13 protein-coding genes and 1 pseudogene are annotated in these 11,802 nt (G+C 38.3%); 5 read left to right on the top strand and 9 right to left on the bottom strand.

All coding sequences use genetic code 11. The features are described 5' to 3' along the window. Nucleotides 1–83: 83 nt before the first annotated feature. The 3 genes from AC3CH7_RS16820 to AC3CH7_RS16810 all read right to left on the bottom strand — a co-directional run bounded on the left by AC3CH7_RS16820 (nt 84) and on the right by AC3CH7_RS16810 (nt 1,742). The gene (locus tag AC3CH7_RS16820; protein WP_036216232.1) at nt 84–494 is read right to left on the bottom strand and encodes an SRPBCC family protein; all 411 of its coding nucleotides are present in this window, start codon (nt 492–494) and stop codon (nt 84–86) included. Continuing rightward, complete coding sequence (locus tag AC3CH7_RS16815; RefSeq protein WP_447402287.1) at nt 491–817, bottom strand: ArsR/SmtB family transcription factor; 327 nt, start codon at nt 815–817, stop codon at nt 491–493. Before AC3CH7_RS16815 ends, AC3CH7_RS16820 begins: the two co-directional genes overlap by 4 nt. Before the next feature lie 238 nt (nt 818–1,055). Next, nucleotides 1,056–1,742 carry a Dph6-related ATP pyrophosphatase gene (locus tag AC3CH7_RS16810; RefSeq protein WP_099805833.1) on the bottom strand — a complete coding sequence of 229 codons (687 nt, stop codon included), beginning with the start codon at nt 1,740–1,742 and terminating at the stop codon, nt 1,056–1,058. 187 nt (nt 1,743–1,929) lie between these two features. On the opposite strand from AC3CH7_RS16810, the gene AC3CH7_RS16805 reads away from it, so the two are divergent. The 5 genes and pseudogenes from AC3CH7_RS16805 to AC3CH7_RS16785 all read left to right on the top strand — a co-directional run. Next, the gene (locus AC3CH7_RS16805) at nt 1,930–2,427 is read left to right on the top strand and encodes an NUDIX hydrolase (protein ID WP_036161679.1); all 498 of its coding nucleotides are present in this window, start codon (nt 1,930–1,932) and stop codon (nt 2,425–2,427) included. A 4-nt stretch (nt 2,428–2,431) separates the two neighbouring features. Next, nucleotides 2,432–2,830, top strand: coding sequence for an HAD family hydrolase (locus tag AC3CH7_RS16800; protein ID WP_012294479.1), 399 nt, complete (start codon nt 2,432–2,434; stop codon nt 2,828–2,830). 360 nt (nt 2,831–3,190) lie between these two features. After that, a complete protein-coding gene (locus AC3CH7_RS16795; RefSeq protein ID WP_207872879.1) occupies nt 3,191–3,706 on the top strand; it encodes a MerR family DNA-binding transcriptional regulator in 516 nt (171 codons plus the stop codon). Further along, nucleotides 3,699–4,868, top strand: coding sequence for an RNA-guided endonuclease InsQ/TnpB family protein (locus AC3CH7_RS16790; protein WP_036216221.1), 1,170 nt, complete (start codon nt 3,699–3,701; stop codon nt 4,866–4,868). The genes AC3CH7_RS16795 and AC3CH7_RS16790 overlap by 8 nt, the downstream gene beginning before the upstream one ends. 173 nt (nt 4,869–5,041) lie before the next feature. Then, nucleotides 5,042–5,356: pseudogene (locus tag AC3CH7_RS16785) on the top strand (HAD family hydrolase); the annotation flags it as partial. Between the two features lie 43 nt (nt 5,357–5,399). On the opposite strand, the gene proS reads toward AC3CH7_RS16785, so the two are convergent. The 6 genes from proS to AC3CH7_RS16755 all read right to left on the bottom strand — a co-directional run. Then, nucleotides 5,400–6,836, bottom strand: coding sequence for a proline--tRNA ligase (gene proS / locus AC3CH7_RS16780; protein ID WP_036161675.1), 1,437 nt, complete (start codon nt 6,834–6,836; stop codon nt 5,400–5,402). Nucleotides 6,837–7,168: 332 nt separating this feature from the next. Continuing rightward, a complete protein-coding gene (locus AC3CH7_RS16775) occupies nt 7,169–8,884 on the bottom strand; it encodes a putative bifunctional diguanylate cyclase/phosphodiesterase (protein ID WP_227256846.1) in 1,716 nt (571 codons plus the stop codon). Nucleotides 8,885–9,267: 383 nt separating this feature from the next. Next, nucleotides 9,268–9,438, bottom strand: a complete 171-nt coding sequence (locus tag AC3CH7_RS16770; protein WP_012294474.1) for a hypothetical protein — start codon at nt 9,436–9,438, stop codon at nt 9,268–9,270. A gap of 203 nt (nt 9,439–9,641) precedes the next feature. Beyond that, entirely contained in the window at nt 9,642–9,791 is a 150-nt protein-coding gene (locus AC3CH7_RS16765) for a hypothetical protein (protein WP_004230023.1), read from the bottom strand. Between the two features lie 593 nt (nt 9,792–10,384). Next, nucleotides 10,385–10,882 carry a DinB family protein gene (locus AC3CH7_RS16760; RefSeq protein ID WP_036168291.1) on the bottom strand — a complete coding sequence of 166 codons (498 nt, stop codon included), beginning with the start codon at nt 10,880–10,882 and terminating at the stop codon, nt 10,385–10,387. Between the two features lie 53 nt (nt 10,883–10,935). Next, on the bottom strand, nt 10,936–11,802 hold an 867-nt coding region (locus AC3CH7_RS16755), incomplete at its 5' end, for a tyrosine recombinase XerC (RefSeq protein WP_488381797.1).

Below are 11,802 nucleotides of genomic sequence, written 5' to 3'. Positions count from 1 at the left end.
TATGAAGAACGACCTTCGGAAAATGAAAGAACACAATTCATTTGAAGGAATTGCGCTCTTTTTCATAAAGGCTGATTCAATTACTAGGCTAATACTTTTTCGAGCTGACTACCCATGTTAGTCCAAGCGTATTTAGCGCCTTCAATTGCTCCTTGACGAGCTTTTGTTTCTTCACTAAATCCACCCTGATCGAGATGTAACTGAGTTGTACCATCAGCTGCTTGTGTCAAAGTCCACGTTACTGTTGTAGTTTCTCCTGCACTTCTCCATGTGTAAGATAGTTTATGAGGCTCTTCAATTTCAAGTACCTCACAATCGACAATGCCATCCCACCATTCGTTTGGCTCAGCACGGAATTGAAATTTATGACCTACAATCGGCTTAAAATCATTGTTCCAAATCCATTTTGCAAGTGTATCCGAATCCGTTAAGGCATGCCATACTTGCTCGATAGAACTTGTAAATTTAAAATCTAATGCTACATCTGGTTTCATTTGTCTTCCCCCAATAATAAATGTAATTTTGAAATTCTTGCTTTCCAAAAGTCTTCGTAAATCGATATCCAATCTTGTATTTCTTTCAACGGGGCGGCATTGAGCCTATATCTTGTTTCTCTACCCTCTTTTCGAGCGATCACAAGTCCTGCGTCTTTCAGAATCGTTAAATGCTTAGACACAGCAGTACGTCCCATTTCAAAATGAGCTGTTAATTCGTGCAGCGGTAACTCATCGGCATTTGCTAATAAATTAATCAATTGGCGTCTTGTAGGGTCAGCAATGGCTACATACACATCACGCTCTTGATGATTATTATTCAAAACCACCACCCTTTCTAATTGGACACTAAATGGTGTCCTAATTATATGACACCGTTTAGTGTCTAGTCAATTATTATTTTGGACATTTTGTTATGGATTTTATACTTATAAATACAAAAAGCACAAAGGTGATCACCTTTGTGCTCATTTTTTATGATTGGTTTTGGATGTGATGCTTTTGTAACCTCATGTAGCATACGCCATTAAACAGGCATCCATCGTTGTGATTAGGTTATGTTTAAGCAAGTTCTAATGGTAAAAATGCATATTCCCCATCTCGAATAATAGAACATTTACGAACCTTGATGGGATATCGGAAAAGAGGTCCATCCAAAACTGTCGTATGGAATTCTCCCCCTTCTCCGCAAGGGTCAATATTACGCTCTTCCAGCTCTTTGATATAATCAGGGGTAAGTATTCGTCCTAAATCCTCTTCTGTCATCCCTAACGATAAATTCACTGTCACCACTATCGTGACAAACCCTAAGTGAATAAATTCATCAACAGCATCCCGATGATTCATCTCCCATAATGGCATGCCAAGCTTTAATCCAACCTTCTTCGTAACCTCATCATGCCAGCAGCCGTGCTGAGGCATATCTAAATCACCCGTAACTAACACCTCTGCCCCTTGATTTCTCGCATTTTTTAAAAGATCGATAAATACATGTTCATATTCCGTCCAACTAGCAGCAGCTGTATACACTGGCAATCCAATAGAATCGGCTTGAGCCTGTATAAGCTCAGGTGGCATACCGTGAGATCGAGAGCGCTTCCCTTCCTCCTCCAGCATGACAATGAGACCAATTGCTCGCCCCACCTGTGATGCTTTATATAAAGCTAAAACACTATCCTTTCCCCCACTGAATGAAGCGATGAATGGATGATTACGCGCATTATTTTTCCAGCCAGTTGTTTCTGTCATTTCTATTTCTCCTTTTAAACTGACTTTCTTTGTAATTTTTTTGAGACCTATACAACCTTCTATCGCATTGCATAGTCAAGTTCCTTGATTTTAGGAAACCACCCTTTTATTTTATCACAATCATACGATGAGTCTGGATATTTATGTTAAGGTGTACTTAACGGTTGATGGGAAAAGGAGGAATGTTATGAGTGATTATGTAAAAGCACTAAGACAACAGGTTGGGACAATGCCCCTTATTTTAGTAGGCTCGACGGTGATTGTCTTTAATGAGGAGAAACAAATTCTTCTACAGCTACGCTCTGATATAAGAATGTGGGGGTTACCTGGTGGAGCGATGGAACCTGGCGAAAGCTTAGAGGATACAGCTAGACGTGAATTATTAGAGGAAACTGGGCTACAGACTTCCCAACTTCGTTTTATAACCATGCTATCTGGTCAACAGGACTATTATCTATATCCAAACGGAGATGAGGTTTATGGAGTAACCGCCGTCTTTATAGCTGAACAAATAGAGGGGCAGCTAACAATGCTTGACGATGAGAGTTTACAGCTAGCCTATTTTTCTTTAGATGCATTGCCATCTAATATGGTTAAGAAAGCGATAGATATTATCGATACCTTTTTATTAAAGGAAAACGTCACTGATTGGATGAAAGGTCGTGACTTAGTTGAACGGTTGTAAAGCTATGTTATTTGATTTAGATAACACCTTACTGAATCGAGATGAAGCAGTAGATAAATTATTTCTTAGGCTAGTAAAAATGTGTTATGTGGATGACGAGCATGCGATAAAAAATGAAATGCGACAAAAATTTAGGGAATATGATGAAAAATACTTTGGTAAAAGTGATAAAACGGATGTGGTAGCCTCTTTTTTTGATGACTTTCCGCCTCAATATGGCATGCCAAAACATGCTATTCAAGACTTTTGGAACCATCACTTTCCTCAATGCTTTTCTGTCAGTGAAGATACATTAACGATTATTCATCGGATAAAGCAGCAAATGAAAGTGGGTATTATCACAAACGGTAACAAATTCTTTATAAATTGTTACAAATTAAATAATGTTTGTAATGTTATATAGAAAGCCGTGCGTGACGGTTACGAAAGTAAAAAAAATCATCTGGATGGCATAAGGTTAAATCCTAAGTGCTATGGAACAATCGGTCTTCCGCATCGACTCCCCTTTAAACTGGGGAACGTTCAACGACTATCCCGTATAGCTGACGGGAGTACATCACAAGCTTATGGTGGTGGAAAAATCCTCTACCCAAGGAATTGGGTAAACATATAGTCTGCGCTCATGTGAAAGCATGAGAAGTTCATAAGAGAACTGCTGTCAAAGTTGCGTTTGATAGTGAACGGTTAAAACTTTATAAAACTTTATAAAATAGTTGTGATATTTTAAGGTATTTGTGTGATGATTACTTTAGAGGTGATTGTAATGCAAAGATATTCGATAAGAAAATTCGCTGACCTTATTGATGTCAATCCTCAGACTTTGCGTAACTGGGATAAAGAAGGCAAGTTGAAGCCCGCCTACGTGAACCCAGATACAGGCTATAGGTATTATTCAGAAGAACAATTACAAGAGCAACTCGGGAAGATAGCCGAGGAAAAGATTGTGGTTGGTTATTGCCGTGTCAGCTCCAAGAAGCAGCAAGCAGATTTGAAGCGACAGGTTCAGAACATGAAGACGTATCTGTTGGCGCAAGGAAAGCCTTTTAAAATCGTTGTTCTTTACAAGGATAGGCTTGTCCGATTCGGCTACGAACTCATCAAAAACATTTGCGACAAGAACAATGTGAGCATCGAAATCATCGACCACAATGAGAAATCCGAACAGGAGGAAGTCGTTGAGGATTTGGTTCAGATTATCACAGTGTTCAGTTGCAAGCTCCAAGGGAAACGTTCCAAGAAAACTAAGGAACTGATTAAGGAGCTGAAAAAAGATGATTAAAGCCATTAAAATCAAGCTCTATCCCACGAAAGAACAAGAGTCGATGTTATGGAAAACAGCCAACCACGCAAGGGGCGCTTGGAATGTTGGTCTTGGTTATATCAAAGACGAATACGAAAAAGGAAATAGCGTCTCCACAGCTCAGGCTAGGCAGATGATTACTGATGCCAAGAAGTCCAATAAGGATTATCTATGGCTAGGTGAAATCAGCGCTGACGCTTGGCGTAACGTATTCCAAGATATGACCAAGGCATTCAAGGTGTTTCGGGAAAACCTTAAAAAAGGAATCCCGTTCCCCGATGCAGGCTACCCTCAGTTCAAGAAAAAGTCCAAGTCAAAGCCTTCCTTCTATCATGATGAGCGTAAGCTGAAAGTCTACGGGAACAAGGTTTATCTCGAAAAGATAGGCTTCGTCAAGATGAAAGACGAAGGAAGACTGCCTCAAGGAAATTACAAAAAGGATAAAATCAAGGTCTCCAACGTCCGTGTCGGATACGATAACAAGAACTGGTATCTGACTTGTGGGATTGAAACCCCAGAAGAATACTGGACACCTAACCAAGATTTATCCATCGGTATTGACTTGGGAATTAAAGAACTGGCTGTTACCAACGTGGAAGGTTTGAGCTTCGACAACATCAACAAAAAACGTGAAGTCAAGCGTTTGGAGAAGAAGCATCGGCGGATGTCCCATAAAATCAGTAGAAAATACGAGGCAAACAAAGATGGCAAGAAGTTTGTGAAGACCCATAATATTTTAAAATTAGAGAGGCTTCGCAAGCGAGTAGACAGACGATTGACGAACATTAGGGACAATCACCTTCATCAAGCTACAAAGACGATTATCAAGCAAAAACCAAGCAAGATAGTCGTTGAAGACTTAAATGTCAAGGGCATGATGAAGAACAAACACTTGGCAAAATTGGTCGCAAATCAAAAGTTTTTCGAATTTAGAAGACAACTCGAATACAAAGCCAAATTTTATCTTGGTATTGATGTGACAGTGGCAGACAGATGGTTCCCATCGTCTAAAATGTGTTCTTGTTGCGGTCAAATTAAATCTGATTTGAAACTGAAAGACCGTGTTTACAGGTGCGATTGTGGCTTGAAAATCGACCGTGATTTGAATGCTTCAATCAATTTAGCGAATTATTCAATCTAGGAAGCTTAACTCCAAACTAAATCCTAGATATGTACCGTGTGATGCACGGGAATTTAAGCCCTCGGAGAGTTATATCAAACCGTAGTAGCTTCGGCAAGGCGGGACTCGTTGAACAGGGAATTTAACCTTATAATTACAATTTATTTTGTAAGAATTTATAAAGTTTTAACATCGGCTCCGTAGAAAGACAAAAAGCTAAAATATCCTATACGAATTTAGACCGCTATTTTGATACGGTCATTATTTCTGAGGAAGTAGGATGGAGTAAGCCAGATGGACGGATCTTTGAAATTGCCTTAAAAAGACTTAATGTAAAACCAGAGAATACTCTTTTCATTGGGGATGACTTAGTAAAGGATATTGGTGGGTGTCAACAGGCACATATAAAGGGCATATGGTTTAATCCATCCATGCGCAAAAATGACACGGATATTCAGCCATATGCCGAGATTCATTCGTTGGAGCATGTATTCAATTTCTTCACATAGAAGAACAAAACCCCTGAGTTTTCGTTCAGGGGTTAGTGTACTATTAATATGCTTGGGCAAACCAAACCGTATGTTTTGCTTCATTTCCACAGCAAATACAAGTCGTTTTTATTGTTGGCGGATTGAATGGAATATTGCGAGTTGTGTATTTTGTTTCTTCCTTCACTTTTTCCTCACATACATCCTTCCCACACCATCCAGCAAGTACCCAGCCCGGAATAGAGCCGTTTTCTTTAGCTGTTTCAATGTGCTGCTGTAATTGTGGCAGTGTATCAATCGTAGAATGTGTATTTTCGTTTCGGAATTGACGAGCCTTTTCTAGTAAACGTGCTTGCATGGTCGTCAATTCTTCCTCAATAGCTGCCACAACAGTTGCTAATTCAATCGTTTGTTTTTCGTCCTCATCACGCGCTTTCAATAATGCTTGATTGTTTTCAAGATCTCGTGGTCCCAATTCAATACGAACAGGCACTCCTTTTAGTTCCCATTCATTGAATTTAAAGCCTGGCGATTGGTCTGAATCATCAAGTCGCACGCGAATCCCCTTCGCTTTTAAAGCCGCAAAAATTGCATCCAGCTGCTCCATAATTTGAGGATTCTTTTTCCATGGTCCTACTGGAATTAACACTACTTGGGTTGGAGCAATTCGAGGCGGTAAAATTAGTCCTTGCTCGTCACCGTGTACCATAATGACTGAACCAATTAAACGTGTAGATGTCCCCCAAGATGTTGTGTGGACATATTCGTGCTGATTCGCTTTATTTAAATATTTTATGTTAAAGGCTTCCGCAAATTTTGTTCCTAAATAATGGGACGTACCTGCTTGCACAGCCTTCCCATTTTTCATCATCGCCTCAATTGAATACGTATCGACAGCTCCTGCAAAACGTTCAGATGGCGTTTTTTGTCCATCATAGACTGGAATTGCTAGAACTTGTTCCACCACTTCTTTATAAATGTCTAGCATTTGCATCGTTTCTTTACGTGCATCTTCCTCATCTATATGGGCCGTATGCCCTTCCTGCCAAAGGAATTCTGAGGTACGAATGAAAGGCAATGTTTTCTTTTCCCATCGGAAGACATTTGCCCATTGATTAATGAGAACAGGTAGGTCACGGTAGCTTTTAATCCAATTTGAATAAAGGTGACCAATCATCGTCTCAGATGTTGGACGAAGTGCTAAGCGTTCTTCTAATTTTTCACCTGCTGCTTCTGTCACCCAAGGAAGCTCAGGTGAGAATCCTTCAATATGATCCTTTTCCTTTTGGAAGAAGGATTCAGGAATTAACATAGGAAAATACGCATTACGATGGCCTGTGTCTTTAAAACGACGGTCCATTTCCTCCTGTATATGCTCCCAAATTTCGTAGCCATCTGGTTTAAAGGCGATGCAGCCACGAACGGGCGTATAATCCATTAAATCTGCTTTTTGAATGGTTTCGATATACCATTTTGAAAAATCTTCTAGTTGTTTTGACATCGTACTTACCTCCATTTTTTTAAGTATTCGATTTCCTGAATTAAAAAAGCACAAAGCTGTCCTTGTATAAAGGACGTCTTTGTGCTGGAATGACGTGGTACCACCTTGAATTTAGCTTTAAGCTAAGCTTAAAACCCTCTAGCGTTTAGTAACGAAAACGACTCGGTTATGTTTTCATAACTTCTCCGTGGTAGGTGTTCAGTAAAGAAGCGGTGATATAGCTCTCAGCAAATGCTATATTTTCTGTTTCACTATTCTAACTTACTTGGCCACATCATCAAATTGTCATGTATATTATCTTTCACTTTAGCAAAATCATTCATAAATAGCAATTAATAACTGGAGCTATTAGTGAACGACTGGACAATAACATTTGTAAAATCCTCGACAGAAAGAGGCTTGCTAAAATAATAGCCCTGCACATACTCGCAGCCATGCTCGCGAAGTACGTTTAATTCAGCCTCCTCCTCAACACCTTCAGCAACTACTTGTAGGTTGAGCGCATGAGCTAAAGAAATCATCGCCGAAATCATCGCGATGCCTGATTTTTCAGGAACGATATCACGCACGAAAGCACGATCAATTTTAAGTACATCCACAGGGAATTTTTTTAAGTAATTTAGTGAAGAATAGCCTGTCCCGAAATCATCTAAGGAGATCGTAATCCCAAGAGCTCTCAATTGATTAATTGTATTAATTAGATCTTCTGTATAATCGAGCATGCTCATTTCGGTAATTTCAATTTCTAATAATTGAGGGTCAATGCCTGTTTCTGCAATAACATCCTTCACCATCTCTACAAAGCCAGAAGTACTAATATGAATGGGTGAAATATTAACTGCTACACGTAATCTGAGATTATGGGATTCATTCCAAAGTTTAGCCTGTGCACTGGCTTTACCTAGCACCCATACCCCAATATCATTAATGAGTCCACATTCTTCAGCAAATGGAATAAATCGATCTGGCGGAATATGCCCTAATTCGGGATCATACCAGCGCAATAAAGCCTCCATACCAATAATTGTGTCTGTTTTTAAATCGATTTTGGGCTGATAATGTAATTCTAAAAGATCGTTTTTTAAAGCTTGATGTAATTTTGTTTCTAGTAAAAGCCATTTATCGTTCGCTTCATCCATATTGTCACGGTAAAGGCGATATTGATTTCCTCGCGTAGATTTAGCAGCATACATGGCAATATCAGCATTTTTCAGTAATTCTTCTACCGTGTTTGCGTGATCTGGGAAAATACTAATGCCAATACTAATACTCGCATAAAATTCATAGTTATCTACGACAAAGCTTTCATTAAAGACACCTATTATTTCCTTGGCCATTTCCTCTATACGATTCACATCATTTAAAATCATGACAAATTCATCACTATTGTGACGATAAAAAGAATTAGAGGTATAATCAATATTTCTCAAACGATTCGACATTTCCACTAAAAACATATCACCGATAATATGACCAAGTCCATCGTTAATGTGTTTAAAACGATTCACATCAATGAAAAATAACGCAAATTTTTCTCCTGAACGTCGAGATTGATGGAATTCATTTTCTAAACGCTGTTCTAATTTACGACGATTTGGTAGCCCTGTTAATTCATCGTGATAGGCTATGTGGGTAATTTTTTTAATATCCTTTTGCGCTGTAATATCGACGCGTATAGCGATATACTGATAGGGCTTTCCCCGCTCATCAAGGAATGGGAAAATAGTAGTCTTCACCCAATATAAACTGCCATCTTTCGCACGATTGCAAACCTCGCCATTCCACATATCACCATTTCCAATTGTTCTCCACATCTCTCTAAAGAAAGATTTAGGATGATAGCCTGAGTTCAGTAAACGGTGATCTTGGCCTACTAATTCTTCACGCGTATACTTCGAAATTTTACAAAAATGATCATTAACAAAAGTAATTTTTCCGGTACGATCTGTAATTGCCACAATAATGGAACTATTCATAGCGGAAAAAATATCTTGCAATTCTTTAAGACTGTAGTTCATTTGATTACTACTAGGCGTGATATTCATCATTCTCATTCTCCATTCATTAAAATATGAAGGGTTTGGTACTTTTGCTTTATTTTACAGCGAGGTATAAAGTTGTGGTATATCGCCCTTTTTTCTGTAATTATATTATAGTCTTAGAAAAGCAGTTAATTCAACCCAAATATGCAATCATTCACAGGAAGGTTGGAATAGTTTTTGATATAAAATACAAATATTAGTTATTATTAACTCAAAAACATTGTCTAATTTTAAGGTTTTTAAATACTTTTGTACTATTGATAGTATTTTCCTTAGGCTATTTCTCTATTAAATACAAAAAACTAATAACGTATAAATTGTTCAGAATTTAAAATTGATTAGACAAAAATGCCTTACTGTCACTTATGAGCAGTAAGGCATTTTAATAGTTAGGAGACCTCATATTCTATTGATCCTCCAGATGTTTTAGCATGCTCATTATAAGCATTTAACTGCTCTTGCGATAAATTTAATATATAATAGTGAAAATTAATGGGCTCTAATCCATGCTCCTCGCATATATGTCGATAAAATTCATAGCCTTCTCGATAATCAGTCATCTTTAATTCTTCCTTTCATTTGAGCTACTTTTCCTGGAACTATAACTGTATTTTATTTTGATAATCTATCTACATCTCTACTTTAGAAATCAATGAATGTTCTGAAATTAGCTTCAAAAAGATGAAAGCCCAGTCCATTTTACTTAGTATGGCTGGGCTTTTCATAAAATATTCGTGTCGGCTTCCATCATAACCATATCCTTTTAAATTCCTAATTGCTTCGCTTGCATATTATAGGCAGAAAGCTGCTGCTGTGATAGCTGTAATACATAATAGCGGAAAGAAATTGGTTCTAGCCCATAACGCTCACACATTTCACAATAAAATTCATACCCATCTCGATACTTTGACATGAAAAGTTCCTCCTTGGTTCAATCTGTTTTATAACAGTTGTTTTTATTTTTATTTAATATATAACAGATTATGAGGAACGTCAAGTATTTATGATAGAAAAAAATCGCCACAAGCTTGCATCGCTTTGCGCTTATGAACGTAGTGTTTCCAAAATAAGGCGTGTTTTACGGTATTCAATGGTAAAATAACGATGCCTTCTAAACCTTTTGATTACGGGAGATAAACACTTTGAAGAAGAAATCATTTTAATATTAGGCTTTGAAAAGATAGCCAATACACCTACACTCGCAGCGCCTCTAGCTATTGGAGTTTTTGTCCATGATGAATTTATAAAGAAGGATGTACATCCTCTAATGGACCGCAACTATCTTTGCGTTCCCGATTCGCACTGGCATCACTTGTTGGATACTGACCCCCTCATGGAACCCTATAGCCATGGGAGTGTGCTTTTTTCTGAGTATGTGGACAGTACAGCTAAAGCCATTTACACTGACATAAATGGAAAAGAATGATTAATGATAAACACGCAAAAAATTACCCATCTATCTGCTTAAAGGATAGATGGGTTTTCACATCAATATGGAGTCTGTTGTCAGTTATTTTTTATTTCCTGAATTTGTTGAATATGCCGTTGTTCATGAAGATAAATCTGCTCAATCCATTGATCTAGTGGACATTCACCAAGAGCCGGATGCTTCATTGTACGCTTGGTTAAAGCATCCGCATCCTCAATGGTATCTAAAAATCCCAGGAAGTCCGCTCTTGTGGTTGCTAACAATTCCAGCATCCTTTGAACCTGGAAGGGCTCTTCCGAAGGTTCCACTATGTTTGGTGCTTGAATTTTTCGTGTACGGTCTAACAGCAGTCGCATATCCTTTCGTTCAGGAGCCAATTGTTCTTGGGATGTTAAGCCCCAAGTAATAGCCTTCTTAGTGGCTTCCTCTACTAAAATAAGATGATGACAGATTTGTGCTATACTCCAACTTTGTGCATCTGGCTTGCTATTAAATTCTGCATCACTTAAAAGGTTAATCTCCTGAAGTAATTGCTCTCTTGTAGCATCAAATTGATTCTTTGCTAATAATAGCATACGCTACCCCCTTTATTCGTTATACCATTATATTCGACAGAGATGGCTGTAAATCATCTTTCCTGCACCATATTAAATGGATTGTTTTCTAAAACCTGCTGTAGCTGCTCATCCTCAATATGTGTATAAATTTGAGTGGTTGCTACACTTGAATGCCCTAAAATATGCTGCAAGCTTCTAATATCAGCACCAGCTTTATACATCATTGTTGCAGAAGTATGGCGCAGCTTATGTGGTGTAAGCCGCTCCTTTTGAAGACCTGATTGCTGATTAATACGTTTCACGATTTTGGCAACCGTTTGACGCGTAAAACGTGTTCCCTTTTGTGAAACAAAAAGAGGCTCATCTCCGTTCCCTTTATACGGTGTTTTCCCACTATTTTCATAGTCTGCTAGTGCCTGCATACAGCTATCATTCAAATAGACAGTTCGCTCCTTATTACCCTTCCCGACCACAGTTAAATGACGTCCCTGTATCGATGTAATATTGAGCTGGCATAGCTCCGTCACACGAATTCCTAAGTTTAAGAAAAACATCATCATACAGTAATTTCTTGGTGACGCCTGATTGACTGGTATGCCATCTATAAATTGTGTAGCTTCTTGAAAATTCATATAGATAGGTCTTTTTCGACCAATTTTCGGCGATTCTAATTCCTCTGCTGGGTTTTCCTCAATAAGTCGCCGTTTGCCTTTTAAATATTTGAAAAAGGATTTTAATGTCGCCACCTTACGTGCTCTTGAAGCTGCAGAATTACCACGCTGTACCTCACAGTATTCCATAAAGTAATAAAGGTCCTCCAATGTAATCTCTCGAATTTCTTCTATTGAAATAGTGGCAATATCAATTGCTGCTAAATTTTCTATATTCAGATCCTCCTGAACAGCTGTATGGAAACGGAAAAATAAAGACAAGTTATG

The sequence above is a fragment of the Lysinibacillus sp. F12 genome (assembly GCF_057773605.1).
This window is presented reverse-complemented; position numbering and strand designations above follow the sequence as displayed.